The sequence below is a fragment of the Mesorhizobium sp. M1D.F.Ca.ET.231.01.1.1 genome, from assembly GCF_003999155.2.
GTDB lineage: Bacteria > Pseudomonadota > Alphaproteobacteria > Rhizobiales > Rhizobiaceae > Mesorhizobium.
In genome coordinates, this window is the sequence record NZ_RZOZ02000014.1 from 90,989 (window position 1) to 114,832 (window position 23,844).

Sequence of the window (23,844 nt, forward strand, 5' to 3'; positions counted from 1 at the left end):
GCTACTTCCCCGGCCGTCCTGTCTTCCCCGGCCGGCGCTTTTGACGGCGCTCGTCGCCCGGGTCTTCGTAAGAGCCGATGCCCGAGCGTTGGCGGACAATGGGTTTGTCGTCGCGTTCCTTCGCGCCCCCCTCTGTCCTGCCGGACATCTCCCCCACTTGGGGGGAGATTGGCTGTGGCTTCGCCGGCTTCTTTCCCTCGACCGGCTTTTCCGTCCGCCGCACCGTCATTTCGTCGAGCGAGTTCTTTCGGAACAGGGGCCTGGTGCGGTCGCCGGGAACGCCGAAATCGGAGCCATGCGCCTCCTGCGCCGACTGCTTCTTGAACAGCGAGCGCGATACGGCGCCGGCAGGAGTCGCCATGTCGGTCCCGGGCCCCATGTCGTCGATCGACGGTTTGGCGAACAGCGGCTTCTTCACCGGTACGGCGCCGTCGGCGCCCATGTCGTCGAGATGCGGCTTGCGGAACAGGTTGGGCCGGGCGGCCCTGGCCGCTTCGTCAGCGGCGCGCGCCTCGTCGAGCCTGCGGAAACGCTCCTGTTCCTCGGCTGTGCGATGCCTGGCCACGCCCTTGTTGTGCTTGCCCTTCTCGCGGCCTGATGCAGGACTTTGGCTTTCCACCTCGCGCGCCAGCGGGTCGTCGGAGATGGCAAGCTCCATCTCGCGCAGCCGCTTGATCTCGTCGCGGACTCGCGCCGCCTTCTCGAAGTCGAGATTGGCGGCGGCATCGCGCATCTGCTTGTCCAGCGCCTCGAGATGGGTTTTCAGGTTGTTGCCGATCATCGCCCCGGCATCGTCGGTGAACTGCGAGATGTCGGCGCGCACGTGGTCCTTCTCGTAGACCGAATCGAGGATGTCGGCGATGCGCGACTTGACCGATTCCGGCGTGATGCCGTTGGCCGCGTTCCACTCCATCTGCTTCTCGCGGCGGCGATTGGTTTCGGCCATCGCCCGCTCCATCGAGCCGGTGACCTGGTCGGCATAGAGGATGACCTTGCCGTCGACGTTGCGGGCGGCGCGGCCGATGGTCTGGATCAGCGAGGTTTCCGAACGGAGGAACCCTTCCTTGTCGGCGTCGAGGATGGCGACGAAGCCGCATTCGGGGATGTCGAGGCCCTCGCGCAGAAGGTTGATGCCGACCAGCACGTCGAAGGCGCCGAGGCGCAGGTCGCGCAGGATCTCGATGCGCTCAAGCGTGTCGATGTCGGAATGCATGTAGCGGACGCGGATGCCGTTCTCATGCAGATATTCGGTGAGGTCCTCGGCCATGCGCTTGGTCAGCACCGTGACCAGCGTGCGGTAGCCGAGCCTGGTCGTCTCGCGGATCTCGCCGACGACATCGTCGACCTGGCTCTTGGCCGGGCGCACCTCGACCGGCGGGTCGATCAGACCGGTCGGGCGGATGACCTGCTCGGCGAAGACGCCGCCGGACTGCTCCAGTTCCCAGCCCCCGGGCGTCGCCGAGACCGCCACCGAGAGCGGCCGCATGGCGTCCCATTCCTCGAAACGCAGCGGCCGGTTGTCCATGCAGGAGGGAAGACGGAAACCGTATTCGGCCAGCGTCGCCTTGCGCCGGAAGTCGCCGCGATACATGCCGCCGATCTGCGGCACGGTGACGTGGCTTTCGTCGATGAAGATCAGCGCGTTGTCCGGCACATATTCGAACAGCGTCGGCGGCGGCTCGCCCGGCTGGCGGCCGGTGAGGTAGCGCGAATAGTTCTCGATGCCGGCGCAGGAGCCGGTCGCCTCCAGCATCTCCAGATCGAAGCGAGTGCGCTGCTCGAGACGCTGCGCTTCCAGAAGACGGCCAGCCTTTTCAAGCTCTTGCAGGCGGTGCTGCAGCTCTTCCTTGATCGACTTGATAGCCTGATTCAAGGTCGGGCGCGGCGTCACATAGTGCGAATTGGCGTAGATCTTGACGCTCTTCAACTCGCCGGTCTTCTGGCCGGTCAGCGGATCGAACTCGGTGATCGCCTCGATCTCGTCGCCGAACATCGAGATGCGCCAGGCGCGGTCCTCCAGGTGGGCGGGGAAGATCTCGATCGTGTCGCCGCGCACGCGGAAGGAACCGCGCACGAAGTTGACGTCCTGGCGCTTGTACTGCTGGGCGACGAGATCGGCGAGCAGGGCGCGCTGGTCGAGGCGGTCGCCGACCTGCATCTGGAAGGTCATCGCCGTATAGGTCTCGACCGAGCCGATACCGTAGATGCAGGAGACTGAGGCGACGATGATGACGTCGTCGCGCTCCAGCAGCGAGCGTGTCGCCGAGTGGCGCATGCGGTCGATCTGCTCGTTGATCGAGGATTCTTTCTCGATATAGGTGTCGGTGCGCGGGACGTAGGCTTCCGGTTGGTAGTAGTCGTAATAGGAGACGAAATACTCGACCGCGTTTTCCGGGAAGAATTTCTTGAACTCGGCATAGAGCTGCGCGGCCAGCGTCTTGTTCGGCGCCAGGATCAGGGCAGGGCGCTGTGTCTCTTCGATCACCTTGGCCATAGTGAAGGTCTTGCCGGAGCCGGTGACGCCGAGCAGCACCTGGGTGCGGTCGCTCTGGTCGACACCTTCGACGAGGTCCTTGATCGCGGTCGGCTGGTCGCCGGCCGGCTCGAAATCCGACACCATCTTGATGGCGATGCCGCCTTCCGACTTTTCCGGCCGGGCCGGGCGGTGCGGCGTCCAGAGCTGGCCGTCCTTGTGTAGCGGATTGCCGGATTCGATCAGCGCCGACAGCGCCGCGACCGTGGCGGTGACGCCGCTCGAGGAAACCGACTCGGCGTCCTCGAGGCTGATGTCGAGGCCGGCCACCGGGTTGAGGCCGGCTGCCGCGCGTTCCTTCGCCGACGCCGCGCCGCCCATCGAGGTGCCGCGCGCCGTGCGCCCGGGCGCGGAGGAGCGTTCGGGTATCTTCTTCGGCGTCTTTGCCTTCGGCTGCTTTTCGGCCTCTCGCTCGATCTGGCCGGCCCAATCGGAGATCGAGCCGGTCAGCGGCGCGCCGGAGAACTCGCTCTGTCGCGCCTCTGCAAAGCCGCCGGGCTTCAGCGGCTCGGCGGCGTCGAGGAATTCGGTCAGCGGGCTGCGCCGTTTCGGCGCGCCCTCTTGCGCCGGCGAGGGCGTTTTCTTGTCGGTGCGTTTGGCCATGGCCCGAATATGGGAGGACTCGGCCGAAATGGAAAGAGCGGAGTGACGAGGCAAGCGCCCGACGCTGATGCTGCTGACAGGGGGCTGTCAGGAGCCGTGTCGGGCCGCAAAGCGATCGTCAATTGAACCACAGCGCGAAGGTCAAGAATCCGGCGCCGCCGAACTCGCGCTGGATCTGGTCGAAGTCCTCGCTGGTCAGGATCTTGCCGGTTTCGAGATAGGGCGCGATCGCCGGGCCGGTGATCGACAGCACCAGGTCGAAGGGCTTCGGCTCGTCGAAGAAACGCTTCATGTTGAAGCCCTTGCCGGCGATGCGGAAATGCGGCAGCAGCACGCGGCCTTCGAGCAGGTCCTCGGCCATATCGAGCGTGGCAAGCCAGGCCGTGACCTGTTCCTCGCCGACCGCGAGGCCGGTGAGCTGGTTCTGGCCCTTCTGCTGCGGGCCGGGCAGCCATTCGCGGTCGTTGTCGGTCTCGGCGCGGATCGCTTTCCAGTCCTCGCGCGACAGCCGGATCATCTCCAGCAGATGGCGGCGCGCGGCTTGCCGGCGCTCCGGCTCGACCACCGGCCAGTTGACGAGATGCACCAGCGAGATGAAGTCGGCGAAGCGCCATTCCGAGGCGAAGATGCTGCCGCTCATGCCGCCGTCCGGCGGCACCAGCGTATCCTGCAAAGGCAGTTTGGCGCGCGGGAACAGCATGTGGAAGGAGCCGTCGAACATGGTCCTGAAATCATGCGCCAGCCAGAAGTCGGCCTGGGCCATCAGGAACTCGGCATAGCCCTGCAGCCAATAGCCGTCGGCGCGGTCGAAGCGGAAAGTCAGCTGCAGCGCGGCATCGCTCGTGTCGACGCTGCCGCGTGAGAGCGAGGCCATGATCGCGGCGATGCTTTCGTCGGGCGCGATGTTGCCGTCCTCGTTGAGATCGATGCCGGCATGGGTGAGGTCGACCGCCACGCCGATATCGGCATCGCCCGGCACGGAGCCGAGCGTGGCGGCGGATTTCTCCAGCCGGTCGCGGAAGGCGACCAGGATGGCGCGGAATTGTTCGTAGGTGAGCGGCTCGGGATCGGGATTGTCCGGCACGGGAAGCCGCATCAATGGCAGCATGAAGGATTGCGGGCTCTCGAAACCGTGGCGGTGGAGACCGCCGGCGAGGATTTCCAGGGCAGTGAAGAATTCGCCGGCGCCGGCCGCATAGGCCGATGCCGGATCGCCTGGTGCTGCCGCCTCGAGCGCGGACAAGGCGGTGTTCCGCTCCGCAACGGATTTGGCCTCGAACAGGGCTTTTGCGGCTGCCGGCATTTCCGCGGCGACCGACGAAATCGGCAGGCAAAGAAACAAGGCGGCAACCATCAGGCCGGCTATGCGCGTCATCGTCGTCCTCCACTCACAGTGCGGCAACCATACACCTGTTTAGTCGACGGCGCCGCCTGGCCGCGGTGGAGTTGCGGCTGGCGATCAACCGGCAGCCGCCGTGCGACCGGCTTCAACCGATCCGAGGAACGGTCTACACACAGGGCAAACGATTGGGCGTCGCGTGTCGAACTATCCGCTTTCCTACAAACTGTCGTGGCTGCCGCGTTTCCTGAAGCCGTCGTTCGGCGGCGACAGGAGTGGCTTTGCGGCGACGGCGGCGACACTCATGGAGCCGCTTCCGGCGCGGACGGTGCGACTTGCCTTCATCGGCGACATTTCGGCGGTCGCCAATCGCTCGGCGCCCGAGTGCGATCCGGCGATCGCGGCGCTGCTCGCTTCCGCCGATCTGGTGGTCGGCAATTGCGAAAGCCCGATCGTCGAACGGCCGAGCGCGGTCGTGGGCACGCGGCTCGGCTCGCATCATGCGATGACCGAACGCTTCCTGGCGGACGTGCTGGCGGCCGTCGGGGTAGCCCGCGGCAAGCTGGTGCTGTCGCTTGCCAACAATCATGTGCTCGACCAAGGCGTTGCCGGCTTCGAGGAGACGGCCGCGGCGCTGAAGCGGCTCGGCATTCGCACCATCGGCACCGCGGCCGGCGGGCCGGTCCAGCGCCACGCAGCCGGGCCGCTGACGATCGGCTTCGCCGCCTTCACGCTTTGGCGCAACGCTGGTGAAGCCGAATTCCGGGCGCGGGTTTCCATGGGGAGCGATGCGGCTGAATGGTCGCGCGGCGCAGGCATCGATCTCTTGTGCGCCGTGCCGCATTGGGATTGGGAGTTCCGCCACTTTCCGCGGCCGGCGACGCGGGCGCTCGCGAGACGGCTGGCGAGCCAGGGCGTCGGACTGATAGCAGGCCACCATGCCCATGTCGTGCAGCCGGTCGAGCAGATCGGCGACACGCTCGTCGCTTATGGCTTGGGCGATTTCCTCGGCACAGCCTTTGCCAGGCAGCCATGGCCCGGGCGCATCGGCTCGATCCTCGTCGTCGACGTCAGCGCCGACCCCGCCACTCCCGGCACGATTGCCGGCTACCGGCTGCATTTCTTCACACGCCTCGCCAAAGGCGGCCGTGAGCGGCTGGTGCCGGTGCAGTCACTGGGTGGAGCGATCGGACAGCGGGTTGCGACTCGCCTGGACGCGATTTTTCCGGACCAAGAGGGCTGACTGCCGATCATCGCGAGCGCTGGCGACTTCTGTGCAAAAGCCGCTATCATATGCGGCATCTGCCGGTGTCCGGGGGTGGCCATGGAAGCAGCGGATTTCATGCCGAGCGAAGCCGATATCGCCGGCATCAGGCACAATATCGAGGCCTACGAGGCGAGGCGGGCTTCGGCGCAGAAACAGGTCCGCTGGCGCGTGCCGCTGTTTGTCGGCCTGGTTATCGTCTTTGTCGGCCTCGTCGCCTGGCTGTTCAACAGCGCCGCCGACCCCAACGAGCAGTGGTTATCGACGCCGCATGTCTTTCTCTACCTTGGCGGCTTCATCGTCGCGGTGCTGCTCTATTTCCAGGCGCTCAGGCCGGCGACCCGGCTGCAGCAGTCCTTCCGCGACGCGCTCCTGCCGATCATCTTCGGCTTTGTGCGCGATGTGCGCTACCAGCACGGCGTGCGGCCGAACTCCTTCGACAGGATGCCGCGCGAAACCGTCGGCGCTTTCAGCCGGCAGAGTTTCGACGATATCATTTCCGGGCGCTACGAGGATTTTCCCTTCGAGCTTTACGAGGCGCGGCTCTGGGAAGGCTCCGGCAAGAGCGAGACCACCGCCTTCAAGGGCGTCATCGTCGCCTTCGAAACCATCGAGCCGTTCCCGGGCACGCTGGTTGCGGCGCGCAAGGCCGGCAAGGTGGTGCATTTCTTCCGCGGCATGTTCGCCGGCAAGATGCAGGAGCTGTCGTCCGGTGTCGCCGAACTCGACGCCACCTATGAGTTCCGCACCGACAATGTCGAGGCAGCCCGGCCGCTGGTCACCGGGCGATTGGCGCAGGCGCTGACCTGGCTCGGCGAGACGTGGCCCTATGACCAGGCCCGGGTGGCGCTGAGCGGCAGCGACGGCTTCCTGCTGATGCCGTGGTCGAAGAACTTCTTCGAGCTGCCGGATATCTCCGTCCCGATCGACTACAACACGCATGTCGCGCCGATGATCGCCGATCTCGGCGCGATGCTGGCGACGGCCGCGCTGGTGCGCAAGATCGGGGCGAAGGACGAAGCGGCCGAATAACGCGCTACGGCGTCAGCAGTCGAAGCCGAACTTGGTGCGAAGATAATCGGCCTCTTCCTTCGACATCTTCTTGAACATCACGCAGACGGTGAAGCTGCCGACCTGATGTCCGTCCCTGGTGTATCCCCAGTCGGAAATATCATCCCTGGTGAATTCTATGTTCTGGCCGAGCACGACATTGTGTACCTCGGCCGGCTGGTTCGACAGAATCCCGACGAATCCGGTTTCGGTGCGGCGGAAGGGTACGACCCAGAAATGTTCGGTGACGTTGCCATCTTTCACCTTGACCTTCAGTTTGAAACGGGAGGCGCCAGGCGGGGGAACATCGGCCAACTTCAGGAACTCGTCCAGGCTGGCAAGCGCCTGCTCCGTCGCCGCGGCCATTTCCGGATCGCCGGTGGCAAAGATGGTGACGCGGTCGTCATTTGAATCCGTGGCCTGCGCCCTGGCCGTCCCCGAGCACAATACGAGAGCCAGGCAGACCATGGCGCGAACGGCGAATGTCATGGAAAGGCGTCCCCCAACGGCTCGAACGATGCTTGTCATCTTCCCGCATCGGGTCGGAATTATCAACCTAAGCGCGAGCGATGCGATGGTTGCCTGCCGTGAATCGGGCCGGAATTGTTTTCCTTGACCTTCTGCCGTGCCATCAAGGCGTTCGGCGAAACCGCGTGGAGAGGACAGGACATGCGAATGAGGCTTGCTGCCGCGGCGCTCGCGATGATGATGCTTGGCGCGGCGTCGGCTCGCGCCGAAGATCTGAAGGCGTTCAAGCTGACGATCGACGGCGTGGCGGTCGACATCGATCCCGGCGAGGACGCGAACGTGACCTTGCCCGGCGGCAAGACGGCAAAGGTGAGGCTCGACCGCAACGACTTCGCCACCTTTTCAGGCGGCACTTTTTCCTTTGTCCACCCGAGCAGCATCTCCGTCACCGAGACCGATCTCGGCGACGGCATCACCCAGTACCTGGCGGCGTCGGCCCTCGGCACGATCGTCGTGGTGCAGGAATACGGCAAGATGAATCCGGTGTCGCTCAACCAGCTGATCCTGCAGGAGATGACGAAGGAATCGGTTCAGGCTGGAGGAAGGCTGACGCAGGAGCCGACTACCCGCAAGCTCGCCGACGGCACGCGACTTACCGGCATCAAAGCCACTGTGAAGACAAGAACCGATAGCGCTGATTTCGAGATCGTCGGCTTCGGCCTCGCCGATCAGGGGCTGCTGTTCATCACGCGCATCGGCGATCAGGAGACCGCAACCGAGCAGCCGATGATCGACAAGTTCTGGGAGACCTTGAAGGTCAAGCTGTGAGGCGTGTTGAGATTCAGGGTCATGCCGGCCTGCAAATGCTGGACCTGAATCTCAGCACGCCTTGGACTGTTTCACAGGCCGCTCGGCACCAGGCCTGCCAGCCAGTCTGCCGACCGCTTCGCCAGGTCCACCGTCGCGGTGGCGGCGCGGCCGAGATCGGTCTTGACCACGGCGTAACCGGCCTTGGTGCGATAGAGCACGGCGCTGCCGCCATCGACCGCGGCCTCGAAGGCGACCGGCCGCGCGGCTTCGGTCTCGCTGGCCGTCACCGTCGCGCCGACCGGGACGCTCGGGCGATGGCTGAGCTCGGGCGGCAAGGGGGCGATGGTTTCGACGACGCGGTTCGCCGGCTTCAGCTCAGGCCCGGATGCTTTCGCGGCGAGCTCCGAGGTCGGCGCCGAGCCCTTGGTGCGGCAGATGCCGGACACCAGCGGATAATTGAAATTGCGCTGGTGCAGCGTCTGGCTCTTCATCGCCGCTTCGCAGTCGGCGATCGTCGCCCATTTGGCCGGCGTCTCGCCGATATACTCGCAGAGCTTGGCGTCGCAGTCGCAGCCGACGATGGTCATGGCGACAAGGGTGGTCTTGATCACGGTCCTGTCCCTCCGAATTCGTTCCCGGGCCGATCAATCGCCGGGGAACAAGGCGGGATTTGGCCGCGATTGTGAATTGTGCATGACGGCGCGTTACGGAAGGTTGTCCAGGCTTCGACTGTGGCGGGAAAGCATCAGTTTCACGCGCTGGCGAAGGTGCAGGCCGCGCGGCAAAGCCGGTGGACGGCCCAAAAAGACAGTCGGCGCTGGGATTTCTCCCAGCGCCTCCCTGTCAGATCAGGACCCGGTTACGGCAGCAACTTCCGTAAGGTCGTCGCGCCAGGCCGGCCTTGATTTTGACGGTCCTGCCAGTCGTCACCCGAAGGCAACGCCCGTTCCAGACCACGCCGCTCTCCACCCTTGCGGGCTTCGCCCAGCGTGCCATCGAAGGTTTCACCGCCTTCATGGCCAGCATCGGTCCGCCGTCGGCGTTCGCACGCTTTCCGCGGCCCCGCCGACATCCGTCCCTCCAACAGGCGAACCTGCTTTCGTTCCGGGCCGTGCGGGCCTCAGGAAATCCGCCTTGCGCTTCTGCCTTTCGGCTGGGGCGTTCGGCAGCCGCCTGAGATGGGTTCAACGTACGCCGGGTAAGGGTTTTGCGGAATAGACCCGGACCTGTGGATAGCGGGATTATCGGGGACCGATGCGACAAGGCCCGGAATTTTGCGGCCAAAATCCTTAGACAGCCCGCCCCAGATTTCCACGGCCCTTTGGACGATGGAGCCTTGCCCCGCCAACCGGCCCGCGTTTCAATGCCGGCAAAGGATGCGGGCGGCTGCATCAGCCTCGGGGGAGGTCAGATTGAAGGTCGGGGTGGTTCTCAATCCGATTGCGGGAGGGGGCAAGCTCAAGCGGCATTGGCCCGAGATCGCCGCGTCGCTCAAGAAGCATTTCGGCGATTTCGACATGCGGGAGACCCAGACCAGCGGCGACGCCGAGCGGTTGGCGATCGATCTCGCCGCCAATGGCTGCGACCTGGTGATTGCCGCCGGCGGCGACGGCACGGCCAGCGAAGTGGCGGACGGGCTGCTGCAGGCAGAGCACGAGACCGGCCGGGCGAGCGAGCTCGGGCTTCTGCCCTGCGGCACCGGCATCGACTTCGCGCGAGGCCTGGGCCTGCCGGACGGAATAGAGGAAGCGCTGGCGCGCATCGCCGGCGCCAGCGCGCGGAAAGTCGATGCCGGACGCATCTGCTATATCGATGACCACGGCGCGCTGGCCAGTCGCCACTTCATCAACATCGCCAGCCTCGGCCTCTCCGGCGCCACCGATCGCGCGGTCAATGCGGACAAGCGCAAGGGCAGGGTCTCAGCCAAGGCGCTGTTCTTCTGGCGCACGGTGCTCGAGTTCCTCCGGTACCGCTTCCAGGACGTCAGGATCACCATAGACGACGGCGAGCCGGTCGAGGCGCGCGTGGCGCTGGTGGTGGTCGCCAACGGAAAGTTCTTCGGAGGCGGCATGATGATCGCGCCGGACGCCGATCTGTCCGACGGCCAGTTCGACATCGTCATCCTGCGCGCAGCCGGCAAGCTCGGGCTGATCCGGGACATCCGGCTGCTCTACGGCGGGCGTCACCGCAATCATCCGGCGATCACCATCCTGCGCGGCCGCAAGGTGCTGGTCGAGCCGCTGGGCGATGCGGAGAAGAACGGGGCGCTGGTCGATATCGACGGAGAATCTCCAGGCCGGATCCCCGCAACCTTCGAAATCCTGCCTGGCGCACTGACGTTGAGGTGTTGAATCAACGGATTCAACGTCTGATTCCGCGGGCGGAGCTAACCATATGAAACAGTTGGCTAAAGTTCTGCCTCCAGCCTGGCCGAAAAGCCCGGCGCGCGAAGCTCCGTGCCGACCGCATCCTCCAGAAGCTTGACGACCTGGGTCGACCAGGCGCCACCGCCATACTCCTGTCTGCCAACCTCGAAAATCTTATTGACGAGTGGTGCCAGCTGAAGTGGCACGCGGAAATCCCTGGCCATGGCAAGCGCGAAACCGAGATCCTTCAGCGCCAGATCCATGGTGAAGCCGATGTCGTAGGAGCCGTTCAGGATGAGCTGGCTTTCGGTCTCGTGGACAAAGCTGTTGCCGGAGGAGGCGACGATCGCATGGTAGGCCTGGGCGAGGTCGAGCCCGCCCTGCTTGGCCAGCATCAGCGCCTCGCCGGCGGCGACGAGATGGATGAAGGCCAGCATGTTGGTGATGACCTTGATCACGGCCGCCGAACCGAGCGGACCCATCAGGAACGATCTTGCGCACATCGCCTCGATCGCCGGCCGGTGCCGTTCGTAGAGCGCGGCGTCGCCGCCGACCAGCGCGGTGATTTTTCCTATTGCCGCCAGATGCACGCCGCCGGTGACCGGACATTCCAGCGTCTCGATGCCTTTCGCCGCAGCAAGAGCTGCCAGCCGCACGATCTCGTCATGGCCGTTGGTCGACATCTCGATCCAGCTGCCGCCGGCGGGCAGGCCTTCGAGCAATCCGCCGGAACCGGCGAGCACCGTTTCGCTCACCTTCGGCGAGGGCAGGCAGGTGATGGCACTGCCGGCGCGCGCGGCCGCCTGCGCAGGACTTGTTGCCGCCGTGGCACCGAGCGCGACAAGCCGCTCGACCGCCGCCGGGTCGCGATCGAAGACGGTGACGGCAAAGCCGTTGCGCAGCAGGCTGGCGGCAAGGTTGCCGCCGAGATGGCCAAGGCCGATGAAGGCGTAGGCGAGGCGCGCGGTCACGGCACCAGCGGCGTCTGCATCATCTGCAGGTGCAGGTCCTTGCCGCTATAGGGGTGCGCGTCGCAAACCTCCTCGTTGAGCTCGACGCCGAGGCCGGGCTCCTTCGACGGGATGACGTTGCCGCCCTGCCACTCGATCTTCTTCTTGAGCAGGGTGGCGTGAAAACCGTCCCACTGCTTCAGCGATTCCAGGATGAGGAAGTTGGGCAGCGTCACAGCAAGCTGGATGTTGGCGGCGCCGACGATCGGGCCGCAATAGCAATGGGGCGCAACCTGGATGTGGTAGGCCTCCGCCATGGCGGCGATCTTCTTGGTCTCCAGGATGCCGCCAGAGCGGCCGAGGTCCGGCTGCAGGATGGTCGCGGCGCGGTTCTCTATGACGCGGGCGAATTCAAACTTCGTCGTCAGCCGCTCGCCGGTGGCAACCGGAATGGAGGTTCCGCGGGCGACCTCAGCCATCACCTCGGGCATGTCCGGCGGCACCGGTTCCTCGAACCACAGCGGGTCGTAGGGCTCGATGGCACGGGCGAGGCGCAGCGCGCCCGAGGCGGTGAACTGGCCGTGCGTGCCGAACAGGATGTCGGCCCTGGTGCCGACGGCCTCGCGGATCGCCTTGATCATGCGCGCCGAGAGGTCGATGTCGATGAGGCGCGGCTGGTGGCCGTCATAAGCGGTGTAAGGGCCGGCAGGGTCGAGCTTCACGGCATTGAAACCCTGCTCGACATATTCGAGCGCGCAGGCGGCGGCCATGTCGGGATCGTTGTAGACATTCTTGCCGCGTGCATCCTCGGAATGGACGCTGCCGGCATGCGGGTAGAGATAGGTGTAGGAGCGCAGCGTCTCATGCACCTGGCCGCCGAGCAGCTTGTAGACAGGCTTGTCGGCCTCCTTGCCGATGATGTCCCAGCAGGCCATTTCGAGCGCCGAGAAGCAGCCCATGCCGGAAACGTCGGGGCGCTGGGTGAAGCCGGAGGAATAGACGCGGCGGAAGAGGTTCTCGACGTCGTGCGGGTCGCGGCCGATCAGGTAGCGCCCGGCCATGTCCTCGATCATCCTGGCGGTGACATGCGCCGAGAAGGTGGCGTTGTAGGCCTCGCCGTAGCCGACCACGCCGCCGTCGGTGGTGAGCTTGACGAAGATGAAATACTTGCCGCCGATGCCGGGCGGCGGGTTGCCGACAACCCAGGTCTTGACGTCGGTGACTTTCATTTCTGATCCTCCAGAATCAGCTCGGCGCCCTTCCATCCGGTGAGGATCGAAGCGGCGTTGGTGTTGCCCGTGACGTTATCGGGAAAGATCGACGCGTCGATGACGCGCAGGCCTTCAATCCCATGGACCCGAAGCCGTGGGTCGACGACGGCGCGCGCGGTGTCCGGCCCCATGCGACAGGTCGAGACCGGGTGGTAGACGGTGCCCGAACGCTTCCTGAAATCCTGAATCAGATCGGCATCGGAAGTGACTGACGGACCAGGCAAAACCTCTTCCTCGATGATCTCGGCCATGGCCGGCATCGCGGCGATTTTCCTGACGAACTTCACCGCCGCCAGCATCTCGTCGACATCTGCGTTGGTGGAATAGGCGTTGGCAGTGATCTTCGAATAGTCGCGCGGATTGCTCGAGCGGATCATGATCTCGCCGCGGCTCGACGGCCGGCAGTTGGAAAGGCCGATCGAAAAGCCCGGCCATGGATCGGGCGTCAGGATCGGGCGCTCGCCGCCCTTCGGAATGACGGTCGAGAAGGCCTGGAAATAGAGCTGCATGTTCGGCCGCGCCATCGACGGGTCGGTGCGGAAGAAGCCGCCGGCATTGTTCATCGACAGCGACAGCGGGCCGGAGCGCAAGAGGATGTATTGCAAGCCGACCAGGAGCTTGCCCCACCAGGGGCGCAGGATCTGGTTCAGCGTCGGCAGCTTGCCCTTGAAGGTGTAGTTGATGCCGACATGGTCCTGCAGGTTCGCGCCGACATTGTCGTTGGCATGAACGACGGGGATGCCGAGACCGCCGAGAAGCGCCGACGGGCCGACGCCGGAGAGCTGCAGCAATTGCGGCGAGTTGATCGAACCGCCGGAGAGGATCACCTCGCGGCCCGCGCGGACGATATTCCTTTCGCCGTTCTGCTCATATTCGACGCCGACGGCGCGCTTGCCCTCGAACAGGATTTTCGTCGCCAGAGCGTTCATCTCGACGCGGACGTTGTCGCGCTTCATCGCCGGACGCAGGAAGGCGCGGGCGGCCGACATGCGGCGGCCGTTGCGGGTGGTGATCTGGTAGATGCCGACGCCCTCCTGGGTGGCGCCGTTGAAGTCCGGATTGAACGGCAGGCCGGCCTGCTGGGCCGCCGCCAGGTAGCGTTTGGTCAGCGGATGAACGGCGTTCGAGCAATCGGTGATGTGCAGGGGGCCGCCGACGCCGCGCCACTGGTCTGCGCCGGCCTCGTTGTCCTCCAGCGCCTTGAAGGCGGGCAGCAGCTCGTCATAGCTCCACCCGGGATTGCCGGCGGCGGCCCAGGCATCGAAATCCTCGCGCGCGCCGCGGATGAAGACCATGGCGTTGATCGAGCTTGAGCCGCCGAGCAGCTTGCCGCGCGGCCAGTGGTCGGCATTGTTGCCGAGGCCAGGATCGGGCTCGGCCTTGTAGTTCCAGTTGACCACCGGATCGAAGAAGGTCTTGCCGTAACCGAGCGGCATCTGAACGTAGAAGCGGCGGTCGGTTCCGCCGGCTTCCAGCACCAGCACCGAGAAGCGGCCCGAGGCCGACAGCCGTTCGGCGAGAACCGAGCCGGCCGAGCCGGAGCCGACGACGATGAAGTCATAAGTCTGCATAGCGTGCGTGCGGGCTCCGAAATCCGGGGCCTAGCCTAGACATTGCCGGCTCACGTCGTCGCCGGGGCTTCCGGCATGGCTTGTGAAAAATGCGACCGGTGCCGTGGCGCGCATTTCGCTTTCAGCAAAGCTTGCGACATGGCAGCCGCGTTGGTACGGCTTCAGGAAGAGCAGCGGTTGAAGGACCTTAACATGGTGCATTATGCGGACGGACGGCCGATCGGCGACCTGACATTGAGGACGCTCGCCATGCCTTCCGACGCCAATGCGGCAGGCGACATCTTCGGCGGCTGGGTGATGGCGCAGATGGACCTTGCCTGCGGCATTCGCGCGGCCGAGCGCGCCAAGGGCCGCGTGGTCACGGCAGCGGTCAAGGAAATGTCCTTCGCCAAGCCGATGAAGATCGGCGACACGCTCTGCATCTACACCCATGTCGAGCGCGTCGGCCGCACCTCGATGACGCTCAAGGTCGAGGCCTGGGCGCAGCGCTATCTCGCCGACCTGATGGAGAAGGTCACCCATGCCGATTTCGTCATGGTGGCGCTCGACGGCGAGGGCAAGCCGAAGCCGGTTCCAGCCGAAGGCTGACGCAGTCGATTCTCCAATCCCGGGCATTTTGTAACAACGCCCGCGCGGGTCAGGCGCTTCGCGACATCCAGTGGTTGCCTTCACCCCTCACTTTGCAGGCGTTGGAGGAAAGACAATGCGTCAACACATGCTGAACGGCTGGCTGGTGGCAGCCCTCATCGCGCTCACCTGCCTGCTCGGCATAACTGCCTATGCCGAGGTCAAAAAAGATCTTCCGCGCGTTGCCTGCACGCGTGGCCAGACGCCCCTTGGCGACCGGGCAGCGGGGCTCGGTCCCTGCACTACCATGTGCTGCGGCAACGCGAGCCGAAGCGCCTGACGGACTGCCGGCGGAAGACGATCATCGGCCGAACGGCGGCGGCGCGCCGGTGGGCGCGACACGGCGGCCGGAAATCGGTGGGCGTCGTCAAGATTGAATGCAGCATAGAGGCATGACGCGAGCGGGCCGGCGTTCCGCGACAACCCGCAATCGCTTGAGCCGTAAGGATTTCAGGCCTTTTTACTGTCGAATTTCGCGCGCGCTGCTTGGACTCGGCTGGTGTTCTTGCGCGCCCATTCGCCGAGCGCGCCGACCGGCACCAGCAACTCGTGGCCGAGCTCGGTCAACTCGTAGTCGACGCGCGGCGGGATGGTCGGAAACACCTTGCGCGTGACGAAGCCATCGCGCTCGAGACCGCGCAAGGTCGTGGTCAGCATCTTCTGCGAAATGCCGCCGACGGCGGTGCGCAATTCGTTGAAACGCATCGCCCCGTTGCCCAGCTTGCCGACCACCAGAACCGTCCATTTGTCGCCGACCCTTTGCAGGATCTCCGACACGGCGCGGCAATCCTCGGTGTTGAGCGGGTGCCTCAGTAACAAAAACGTGCCTCCTTGCGCGCCGATTTGTCAGTATCACATATAGCGCCGGTATCCAAACGATACCAGAAATTCCCGCAAGGAGAGCCCCTTATGTCCAAGCCCAAAATCGCCATTGTCGTCGGTTCGACGCGCGCCGCCCGCTTCGCCGATGTGCCGACGCAGTGGATCGCCAAGATCGCCAAGACACACGCCGACATCGACGTCGAGATCGTCGATCTGCGCGACTTCCCGCTGCCCTTCTTCGACGAAGTCGCCTCCTCCGCCTGGGCGCCGTCGCAGAACGAGGTGGCGCAGCGCTGGCAGAAGAAGGTCGCCGAGTTCGACGGCTTCATCTTCACCGCCGCCGAATACAATCACGCTCCGACCGCCGTGCTGAAGAACGCCATCGATTACGCCGCCAATGAATGGAACAAGAAGCCGGCCGGTTTCGTCGGCTACGGCAGCGTCGGCGGTTCGCGCGCGGTTGAACACCTTCGCCTGGCCGCCGTCGAGCTGCAGATGGCGCCGGTCAAGTCGGCCGTCCATATCGCCTGGGGCGATTTCCTTGCGGTACGTCAGGGCGAGAAGAAGCTTGAGGACATCGAGCACCTGAACCAGGCCGCTGCCGCACTGGTCAACGACGTCGCCTGGTGGGCGAAAGTGCTGAAGACGGCTCGCGCCGCCGACGCAATCGCCAGCGAAGCCCAGGCCGCCTAAGCCGTTACATCCTCCCAAATATCATCTTCCGGGGCGGCGCTTGCGCCGCCCTATTTGTTTGCGGAAACCTGATCCGGCTGCCTTGGACGGATGATGCAGTCGGCCAGCCGATGTTTTTCATCGAGCGCGTCCGCATGGTGCTGTCCCCATTGGCAAAGCGCCAAAAGGATCGGCTCCAGACTGAGGCCGAGAGGCGTTGCGGAATATTCGACGCGGGCCGGGACCTCGGCGAAGATCTCCCGGCTGACCAGACCGTGCTCCTCCATCTCGCGCAACTGCTCGATCAGCACCTTTTGAGTGATGCCGGGCATCAGCGCCTTGAGAGCCGACAACCGCCGCGGACCATCGAAAAGATAATAAAGGATCACCGCCTTCCAGCGGCCAGAGATCACCTTCAAGGCGCGCTCCGCCGGCAACATGGGCAGTTTCTTGATTGAACGGGCCATGGTCACCTCCTGGTGAGCAGCGGACAAATCTGTGTCTAGAAGCGACAGCGCAGATAGTGGCAAAGGGCGGCCGATGCCATAGCGATGGGAGTCTGCCATGAAAGCCGTCCAGTTCAGCCGCTTCGGCGGTCCCGAAGTGCTGCAAGTGGTGGACGTTCCCGCGCCGTCCGCTGGCGTCGGGGAGGTCCTGGTCAAGGTTGCGGCCGCGGGCATCAATTATTTCGAAGTGCTGATGCGGGCGGATCGCTACGCGGTCACGCCGGGCCTGCCGATGCTCCCCGGCGTCGAGGCCGCCGGCACGGTCGAGGCGGTCGGCGAGGGCGTGGATGCGCGGTTGCTGGGAAGCCGCGTGGCGGCGCCGCTCTTTGTCTCGGAGCGGCCTTTCGGCGGTTATGCCGAGTATGTGACGATCAACGCCAGCCTGGCGACGCCGTTGCCGGAAGCGCTGTCCTTCGAGGAAGCGACGGCCTTGATGGTGCAAGGGCTGACGGCTTTCCATCTGCTCAGGCAAAGCCCGCCCGCCAACAAGGCGGTGCTCATTCCAGCCGCCGCCGGCGGCGTCGGTTCATTGCTCATCCAACTGGCGAAAGGGCAGGGCGCCGGCAGCGTGATCGCGCTGGCCGGCGGCAAGGCCAAGCGTGACTTGGTCCTGTCGCTTGGCGCCGATGCCGCCATAGATCATCAGGCGGCGGATTGGGCGGCCGAGGTCAGAGATGTCGCAAAGTGTGGCGTAGACACGATCTACGACACGGTCGGTGGCGCGATGACGAAGGAGTTTTTGGATGTGCTGTCGCCCGGCGGCGAGCTCGTGTTCGCAGCGCTCGGCCGTCTCGCGCTTGGCACCGCTGAATTGGAAGCGATGATTGGCCGCAACCAATCGCTCAAGGGCTTCGCACTGCTGCCGCTTTTGTCCCCCGACATATTGAAGGCGAGCCTGTCCGAAGTTTTCGGACTGGCGGCGAGTGGGAAACTGCGGGTGACAATCGGCGGCCGCTTTCCACTCGATCAGGCCGGCGAAGCACACCGCTTGGTCGAGGAGCGCCGCTCGACCGGCAAGGTCGTGCTGGTGCCCTAAACCTTATCGGCGCGCCATCGGGCGGTGGCCGTCCGGCAGGCGGGTGGCGATCAGCTTGTCGATGCGGCGGCCGTCGAGGTCGACCACCTCGAAGCGCCAGCCCTGGGCGTCGACGCATTCGCCGGTGGCGGGAAGGTGATGCAGATGCGACAGCACATAGCCGGCCACCGTCTCGTAGTCGCGGTTCTCCGGCAGATCGATGCCAAGTGTTTCGGCCATCTCGTCGGCCTGCATGTAGCCGGCGAGCAGCCATGAGCCGTCCTCCCGCTTGACGGCGTTCTCCTCCTCGCCGGCCTCGAGATCTGAGCGGAAAACGCCGGTGATCGCCTCCAATATGTCGGCCGGCGTGACGATGCCTTCGAAATGGCCGTACTCGTCATGGACGAGCGCCATCGGCACGTTCGATTCCTTCAGCTTCTGCAGCACGTCCAGCGCGTCGGCCTGGTCGTGCACGATGGGTGCCGCGCGCACGTGCTGGCGCGGCTCCAGCACCTTGCCGCCAAGGATCGTCGCCAGCACGTCGCGCGTCTGGACGACGCCGACCATGGCGTCGACATTGCCGTCGCCGGCGGGCAGCCGCGAATGCTGGGTTTCCATCAGCAGCCGCCTGATGGTCGCCTCGTCGGATTGCAGGTTGATCCAGTCGACCTCGGTGCGCGGCGTCATCACGGCGCGCACCGCGCGGTCGCCGAGCCGCATGACGCCGGCGATCATGCGCCGCTCGTCGGATTCGATCGTACCGTGATGCTCGGCCTCGGCGACCAGCATCTTGATCTCCTCGTCGGTGACCTTCTCTTCCGCCTCGCCGGCCTGGCCAAGCAGCCACAGAATGGCGCGACCGGAAATGTCGAGCAGGAAGACCAGGGGCGCCGAAACGGTGGCAAGGATGGTCATCGCCGGCGCGGCGCGGACCGCGACCCGCTCCGGGTCCTTCAGCGCGATCTGCTTTGGCACGAGCTCGCCGACGATCAGCGACGCATAGGTGATGATGGCGACGACGATGCCAACCCCAACGGGGTCGGCAATATTCTCGCGGACGCCGGTCGAGGCAAGATACTGCGCCAACCGCTCGCCGAGCGTGGCGCCGGAAAAGGCGCCGGACAGCACGCCGACCAAGGTGATGCCGATCTGCACCGACGACAGGAACTTGCCGGGGTTGGAACCGAGCGCCAGCGCACGGCCGGCGCCCCTGACGTTGCGGTCGATCATCGCCTTGAGGCGGGCCGGCCGCGACGAGACGATGGCGAGCTCCGACATTGCCAGAAGGCCGTTCACCAGTATGAGGACGGCCACGACGGCGATTTCAACATAAAGCATGGGCGGTCAATAGCATTGCTGCAGCGCATTCGAAAATAGTCCGCCGCTGTTTTTGGAGCATGACATTTTTTCAAGCATGACGCCCGTTTCAGGCGGCATCCCAGGGCGGTGCCGAAAAATGGTCGACGAGCGCGTCGACGACGACCCTCACCTTCGGCGTCAGCGCGCGCGTCCGCCGACGGCCGGATGTCGATCATCGGCCTGCTCGGCGCGACGGAAATCAGCTTCCCGGTCGTGCCGTTCATGCGCAACCGCATCACCATGCAAGGCATTTCCATCGGCCACCGCCGCTCCTTCGAACGCATGAACCAGGCGATCGAGGCGCTCGGCATCAAGCCGGTCGTCGACAAGGTCTATGGCTTCGACGAGGTGCCGCAGGCGTTCGCACACCTGGAGAAAGGGCCGTTCGGCAAGATCGTCATCGCCATGACTTGAGTCTTGCAGCCACGGTCAGGGCAGCGTCCTCAACACGCCGATTACCGCCATGCCGTCGGTGAAATAGGGATCGCCGCCGCCATTCCTGCCGTCTTTCGTGGCGCCGATCCCCGGTATCTCGCTGGTCGAGACCAGCATGCCGGCAGCACTGAGGTCGCGGATCAGGAAGTCGCGCTCGGCGTCGATGTCCGGGCCGATGTGATGGGTGATGGCGCCGGTGTCGTGGCTGAGGCCGACGCCGCGATCGAAGCTGGCGGCGCCCAGCCAGAGCGGCCGGCCGTCGTCGCCGACGGTGTTCGTCTGCCAGAAGCGGACGTGGTGGCGCCGGTCGGCGCTGTCGCCGACGGGCTTTTCGAAGGCAAGGTCCTGGGCGCGGCCTTCGAACAGCAGGCGGCTCATCGGCGCGTCGGGATAGGGACGGGAGAACAGTACACTTTCGCCGATGTCGATCGCGGTCCGCAGCGTGACGGCATCGGCCGTGTCCCAGCCGGCGACGGCAAAGGCGTGGACCACTTCCTTCTCGGTGCCGACAAGGCCGACATTGATCGGGTCGCCCGGAATCCCCTGCGGCGTGTGCGTCACCATCTCGAAGCGCTGCGTGCGGAATCCGCGCTCGCGCCAGGTCCAGAATTCCGGCGCGGCGAGATAGGCGAATGCCAGATAGAAGGCGCAGAAAGCCGCCAGCCAGATCGCCGCGCGCCGTCTAAGGCTTCGCTCACTCACGAGAGACCGCTCCCGAACCTGTTCGCGGGCACTCTATGCCGCGTTCGGCGGATTGGGCAGTAGGCTGTGCGGCCGGTCAACGGCAGGCGCGGTAGCCGTTCCTGCGGTTCTTGACGTCGAAGTGGAAGTGGTTGCGGTGGTCGTAATTGTAGCCCGGGCCGAGCACCGTGTTGAAATACTGGCAGCCGTCGGCGCGCACATTGTTGAGGAAGCCGCGGGTGCGGAAGGCGAACAGGCCCGGCTTGCGCACGTCGATGTCGTCGCCGTTGTTGAGCTCGATGCTCATGACGTCGAGCGCGTTGCCCTTGCCGTGTTCCGACAGGACGCCCTCGCCGGCGATGTTGCGGCAGGAATAGCTCGACCCCTGGTGGATGGCCTTGACGCCGGAGAAATAGCGCCAGCGGGCGGCCGGCACGAGCTCGTTCCTGGTCCAGGCGGCAAAGGTGGCGGCCATGTTGCAGGTCAGCGTGGCGGCTGGCTTCATCTCGACGCTGCCGATGGCCGAGACCTTCACGGGGAAGTCGATGCCGCACTGGCCTTCGTGGATCGGCTGGACGTCCTGGTAAACGACGCCCATGCGTTTCAATTCATTGCGGCAGTCGATCTCGCTCGCCGGCATCTGCTCGGGCGATGACATCGGCTCATCCATGCGCGGATAGGCGGCTTGGGTCAAATACGGATCGGACGGGACGAGCCTCTGCATGCCGGAATATTGCGCCGCCTCGGGCACGGCGGCGGTCTGGCTGCCGACATCGACTGCCGGCTGCAGCGAGAAGACGTCGCCGGTCGTGCAGGCCGAGACCGCCGTGATCGCGAGCCCTGCTGTCAGTCTGACGGCTGCGGAGCGCGCACGAGTGTTCAGTCGCGCCAAGGCGAGGCTGGCGCCATATATTCGGGCCATCGAAAGGCATCCTGTCCCCGGATGGCACAAGTCTAGTCGGCAAGAGTAAAGGAAAGATCAGCGCCGGTATTCACGCCTGAGGCCGAATTGCGGCATCTGTCCGGCCACTATTGGCAGAAGGTCCCGCCATGCCGCCTCGGTTCGAGGTCGAGATGGAAGTGCAGCGCATGGTCGGCGTCGCTGCCCGGACCAAGCACGGTCTTGAACGGCCCGCAGGCCGCCTTGCGGATTATATTCAGGAACTTTCCATCCTTCTCGGGCGGGGCCGGTCCGACTTCGATCTTCTTGCCGTCCGACAAGGTAAAGGAAGCGATGTCGAGCGCATTGCCGAAGGCGTGTTCCGACAGCTTGCCGCCGCCGTGGCGCGGGCGGCAGACAAAGGCGGATGCCTGCGTGATCGATTTGAGATCGGCGCCGAATTCGGCCCTCACGGCCGGCCGGACGACATCGGCGGCAAAACGCGCTGCAGCCTCGGCCATCCGGCAGTTGAGCTCGGTTCCGGAATCGATGCCGATCGATTTCCCAAGCGTTTTCAGGACGATGGGGTAGGGGATCGAGCAGCCGATCACGGCATCGTGCTCGGCCTTGTGTTCCTCGAATTCGACGCCGAGCGCCTTCAGTCGGTCGCGGCAGGCAACTTCCTCAGCCGGCATCTTGTCGGCGGGCAGTTCAGCGGAACGCGGATCGGGGAGCACTTTCTCCTGGTTCGCCTGTGCGGGCTTTTCCGGCGGCTTTGGCGCGGTGGCGGGCGGTTCCGGCTCCAATTCGGGCGGCTTTTCCGGTGGCGTGGGGGCGACAGCGGGCGGCTTTCCCGCCGGTTCCGCCACGTCGGGTCTCAATGTCGGAATCGGCACCTGGGCCGGCGCCTCAGGTTCGATTTCGATATCGGTTGATGGCTCCGGGGTCGAAGGCTCTGGACGCCCCTGCCTTTCCTGACGAGGCTTTTCTTGATCGAAGCGTGCGGATGCGCCAGCGTCCTTTTGACCGGCAGCCTTTTGTTCTTCCTTCGTCGCGGCGTCGGTCCTTTGAGCTTCCGCGGGCCGTGGCTCCGGTATCGGAACTTCGGCGGGCAAGGTCGGCTGGTCCTGCGTTTGCTGTTGCGTCAGCTGCGGCGCGATATGCCGCTTGCCCCGCGATCTCACGCGGTGCTTGCTGCTCGGTCTCAGGGGCTGATCGGCCCGCTGCGTCAACGGCTGCTCCATGCGCGGTGTCAGCGGTTGCCTGTGGCGATGCCTGGCATCGGCCGGCGTGACCAGCAAGATGGCCGCCGCCAAGGGCAGCGCCAGTCTGCAAAATCCGGAAAAGCTCAGCGTTGCCATCGGCCGGAAACGGGCCCGGCACTGCAAGGTTGCCTTGGAGGCGGCGGCGTTGCGATCAAAATCCGTTACCGGCCCGTTACGCGCCGATCGCCTCGAGGCCTTCCTCCAGCCAGTCGGCGAGCTGCGGCAGTCCGAGCAGGTACTTTGCGGTGCGCTTGTTGGCGCGCTCGCGCGCAGCCGCTACCGCCTCGATCCATTCGGAAGCCTCGTAGTCGCCGCGGCCCACCCAGGCCAGCGCGACGAGCTCGGCCGCTTCATCGACGTTGAGGTCGTTGATCAGCTCGCGGAATTCCTCCTCGGTCAAGTCTTCCGAGGCTTCCTCGACAAGGCCGTCATGGTGGTGGCTGGCGTGCCTGTCGCCGTCGAATTCGACCTCGTGCTCGGCGCCGTCGTCGTAATCCTCGTTGACGGCGGCGCTCAGCGCCTTGGCCTTCAGAATGAACAGGCGCACCGTATCCGGGTCGATGGAAAGATCCCATTCCTTCTCGAGGCGCTGCTGCACTGGCCTTTCTCCTCGTGGTGCGCTCGACTGATGATAGCTGATTTGCGGCCCGCGTCACATCCGTTCGCAAACAGCTGAACCGCTTGGACTTTTAAAATAGTTCGGCCGCCACCGGCTTTTCGGGATGAAACCGCATCAAGGCGGCGTTATTCTGCCATTGTCACGCTCAAGGAGGCACCGATGCGCAGACGATTGCTTGTACAGGTCTTGGCTGTTGCCGTTAGCCTGCCGCTGTTCGCGGCGCCTGCATTCACGGCCGGCGAAGGTGGTGGTAGCGGTCAAACCACTACCCAGTGCAAGAAGGGCGAGGTCTGGGATAAGAAGAAAAGCAAATGCGTAAAGCCGCAATACGGCATGCTGGATGACGACAGCATCTACGAGGCCGGCCACGATCTGGCGATGGCCGGGCGCTATGACGAGGCGATCTCGGTGCTGACTTTAGCCGCCAACAAGCAGGATCCGCGCATCCTCAACTATCTGGGCTATTCGCACCGCCATTCCGGCCGCGTCACGGTCGGCCTCGGCTATTACGAGGAAGCGCTGCGCATCGACCCAAACTACACGCTTGTGCGCGAATATCTCGGCGAGGCGCACCTACAGATCGGCGATCTTGCCGGCGCCCAGCAACAGCTGATGGAGATCGAGAAGCGGACCGGCAAAGGCTCGCGCGAGTATGGCATGCTGTCCGAGCAGATCGATCATTTCCTGAGAAGCTGATCCTCTCCAAAGCTTTCGAACCGGCTGCGCGCAATCGCAGCC

Annotated in this window: 24 protein-coding genes; 10 read left to right on the forward strand and 14 right to left on the reverse strand. The window is 64.9% G+C overall.

Annotated elements, in window-relative coordinates; genetic code table 11:
• Position 1: 1 nt before the first annotated feature.
• Together uvrB and EN874_RS28185 are read right to left on the reverse strand one after the other, a co-directional pair.
• The gene (gene uvrB / locus EN874_RS28180) at positions 2–3,136 is read right to left on the reverse strand and encodes an excinuclease ABC subunit UvrB (RefSeq protein WP_127427989.1); all 3,135 of its coding nucleotides are present in this window, start codon (positions 3,134–3,136) and stop codon (positions 2–4) included.
• 118 nt (positions 3,137–3,254) lie between these two features.
• A complete protein-coding gene (locus EN874_RS28185) occupies positions 3,255–4,511 on the reverse strand; it encodes a hypothetical protein (protein ID WP_127427990.1) in 1,257 nt (418 codons plus the stop codon).
• A 163-nt stretch (positions 4,512–4,674) separates the two neighbouring features.
• Here EN874_RS28185 and EN874_RS28190 point away from each other — a divergent pair, with 163 nt between their 5' ends.
• Positions 4,675–5,718 carry a CapA family protein gene (locus EN874_RS28190; RefSeq protein WP_127427991.1) on the forward strand — a complete coding sequence of 348 codons (1,044 nt, stop codon included), beginning with the start codon at positions 4,675–4,677 and terminating at the stop codon, positions 5,716–5,718.
• 81 nt (positions 5,719–5,799) lie between these two features.
• A complete protein-coding gene (locus EN874_RS28195) occupies positions 5,800–6,771 on the forward strand; it encodes a DUF3137 domain-containing protein (protein WP_127427992.1) in 972 nt (323 codons plus the stop codon).
• 12 nt (positions 6,772–6,783) lie between these two features.
• Here the strand turns inward: EN874_RS28195 and EN874_RS28200 are convergent, their stop codons facing one another.
• Positions 6,784–7,278, reverse strand: coding sequence for a DUF2314 domain-containing protein (locus tag EN874_RS28200; protein ID WP_127427993.1), 495 nt, complete (start codon positions 7,276–7,278; stop codon positions 6,784–6,786).
• A gap of 186 nt (positions 7,279–7,464) precedes the next feature.
• Here EN874_RS28200 and EN874_RS28205 point away from each other — a divergent pair, with 186 nt between their 5' ends.
• Entirely contained in the window at positions 7,465–8,085 is a 621-nt protein-coding gene (locus tag EN874_RS28205; RefSeq protein WP_245513732.1) for a hypothetical protein, read from the forward strand.
• 71 nt (positions 8,086–8,156) lie between these two features.
• Here EN874_RS28205 and EN874_RS28210 read toward each other — a convergent pair whose 3' ends face one another.
• Positions 8,157–8,678, reverse strand: coding sequence for a hypothetical protein (locus EN874_RS28210; RefSeq protein ID WP_127427995.1), 522 nt, complete (start codon positions 8,676–8,678; stop codon positions 8,157–8,159).
• Between the two features lie 801 nt (positions 8,679–9,479).
• Between EN874_RS28210 and EN874_RS28215 the strand changes: the two genes are divergently transcribed.
• Entirely contained in the window at positions 9,480–10,418 is a 939-nt protein-coding gene (locus EN874_RS28215) for a diacylglycerol kinase family protein (protein ID WP_127427996.1), read from the forward strand.
• A gap of 56 nt (positions 10,419–10,474) precedes the next feature.
• Here the strand turns inward: EN874_RS28215 and EN874_RS28220 are convergent, their stop codons facing one another.
• From EN874_RS28220 to EN874_RS28230, 3 genes are read right to left on the reverse strand one after another with little or no spacing between them, the layout of a single operon-like run.
• Positions 10,475–11,404, reverse strand: coding sequence for an NAD(P)-dependent oxidoreductase (locus tag EN874_RS28220; RefSeq protein ID WP_127427997.1), 930 nt, complete (start codon positions 11,402–11,404; stop codon positions 10,475–10,477).
• Positions 11,401–12,612 (reverse strand): mandelate racemase/muconate lactonizing enzyme family protein, encoded by a 1,212-nt coding sequence (locus tag EN874_RS28225; protein WP_127427998.1) that lies wholly within the window; start codon positions 12,610–12,612, stop codon positions 11,401–11,403. The genes EN874_RS28220 and EN874_RS28225 overlap by 4 nt, the downstream gene beginning before the upstream one ends.
• The gene (locus EN874_RS28230; RefSeq protein ID WP_127427999.1) at positions 12,609–14,225 is read right to left on the reverse strand and encodes a GMC family oxidoreductase N-terminal domain-containing protein; all 1,617 of its coding nucleotides are present in this window, start codon (positions 14,223–14,225) and stop codon (positions 12,609–12,611) included. Before EN874_RS28230 ends, EN874_RS28225 begins: the two co-directional genes overlap by 4 nt.
• 192 nt (positions 14,226–14,417) lie before the next feature.
• Here EN874_RS28230 and EN874_RS28235 point away from each other — a divergent pair, with 192 nt between their 5' ends.
• Both EN874_RS28235 and EN874_RS28240 read left to right on the forward strand, forming a co-directional pair.
• The gene (locus EN874_RS28235; RefSeq protein ID WP_127428082.1) at positions 14,418–14,813 is read left to right on the forward strand and encodes an acyl-CoA thioesterase; all 396 of its coding nucleotides are present in this window, start codon (positions 14,418–14,420) and stop codon (positions 14,811–14,813) included.
• Between the two features lie 115 nt (positions 14,814–14,928).
• A complete protein-coding gene (locus EN874_RS28240; RefSeq protein ID WP_127428000.1) occupies positions 14,929–15,132 on the forward strand; it encodes a hypothetical protein in 204 nt (67 codons plus the stop codon).
• A gap of 170 nt (positions 15,133–15,302) precedes the next feature.
• On the opposite strand, the gene EN874_RS28245 is transcribed toward EN874_RS28240, so the two are convergent.
• On the reverse strand, positions 15,303–15,671 hold the full coding sequence (locus tag EN874_RS28245; protein WP_127428001.1) for a helix-turn-helix domain-containing protein: 369 nt from the start codon (positions 15,669–15,671) through the stop codon (positions 15,303–15,305).
• 90 nt (positions 15,672–15,761) lie between these two features.
• Here EN874_RS28245 and EN874_RS28250 point away from each other — a divergent pair, with 90 nt between their 5' ends.
• Positions 15,762–16,367: an NADPH-dependent FMN reductase gene (locus EN874_RS28250; RefSeq protein WP_127428002.1), complete on the forward strand. Its 606-nt coding sequence runs from the start codon at positions 15,762–15,764 to the stop codon at positions 16,365–16,367.
• A gap of 50 nt (positions 16,368–16,417) precedes the next feature.
• On the opposite strand, the gene EN874_RS28255 is transcribed toward EN874_RS28250, so the two are convergent.
• On the reverse strand, positions 16,418–16,813 hold the full coding sequence (locus EN874_RS28255) for a helix-turn-helix domain-containing protein (RefSeq protein ID WP_127428083.1): 396 nt from the start codon (positions 16,811–16,813) through the stop codon (positions 16,418–16,420).
• Positions 16,814–16,910: 97 nt separating this feature from the next.
• Between EN874_RS28255 and EN874_RS28260 the strand changes: the two genes are divergently transcribed.
• A complete protein-coding gene (locus EN874_RS28260; protein ID WP_127428003.1) occupies positions 16,911–17,888 on the forward strand; it encodes a zinc-binding dehydrogenase in 978 nt (325 codons plus the stop codon).
• Between the two features lie 3 nt (positions 17,889–17,891).
• On the opposite strand, the gene EN874_RS28265 is transcribed toward EN874_RS28260, so the two are convergent.
• Positions 17,892–19,205, reverse strand: a complete 1,314-nt coding sequence (locus EN874_RS28265) for a hemolysin family protein (RefSeq protein WP_127428004.1) — start codon at positions 19,203–19,205, stop codon at positions 17,892–17,894.
• Positions 19,206–19,391: 186 nt separating this feature from the next.
• On the opposite strand from EN874_RS28265, the gene EN874_RS28270 reads away from it, so the two are divergent.
• A complete protein-coding gene (locus EN874_RS28270; protein ID WP_245513734.1) occupies positions 19,392–19,640 on the forward strand; it encodes a zinc-binding dehydrogenase in 249 nt (82 codons plus the stop codon).
• A gap of 15 nt (positions 19,641–19,655) precedes the next feature.
• Here the strand turns inward: EN874_RS28270 and EN874_RS28275 are convergent, their stop codons facing one another.
• The 4 genes from EN874_RS28275 to EN874_RS28290 form a co-directional block, all read right to left on the reverse strand.
• Positions 19,656–20,363 (reverse strand): LssY C-terminal domain-containing protein, encoded by a 708-nt coding sequence (locus EN874_RS28275; protein ID WP_127428005.1) that lies wholly within the window; start codon positions 20,361–20,363, stop codon positions 19,656–19,658.
• A gap of 76 nt (positions 20,364–20,439) precedes the next feature.
• Positions 20,440–21,264, reverse strand: coding sequence for an extensin family protein (locus EN874_RS28280; protein ID WP_127428006.1), 825 nt, complete (start codon positions 21,262–21,264; stop codon positions 20,440–20,442).
• Between the two features lie 107 nt (positions 21,265–21,371).
• Positions 21,372–22,091, reverse strand: a complete 720-nt coding sequence (locus tag EN874_RS28285; RefSeq protein WP_245513736.1) for an extensin family protein — start codon at positions 22,089–22,091, stop codon at positions 21,372–21,374.
• A 568-nt stretch (positions 22,092–22,659) separates the two neighbouring features.
• Complete coding sequence (locus EN874_RS28290) at positions 22,660–23,085, reverse strand: DUF3775 domain-containing protein (protein ID WP_126088088.1); 426 nt, start codon at positions 23,083–23,085, stop codon at positions 22,660–22,662.
• Positions 23,086–23,265: 180 nt separating this feature from the next.
• Between EN874_RS28290 and EN874_RS28295 the strand changes: the two genes are divergently transcribed.
• Entirely contained in the window at positions 23,266–23,802 is a 537-nt protein-coding gene (locus tag EN874_RS28295) for a tetratricopeptide repeat protein (RefSeq protein ID WP_127428007.1), read from the forward strand.
• The last annotated feature ends 42 nt before the right edge of the window (positions 23,803–23,844 follow it).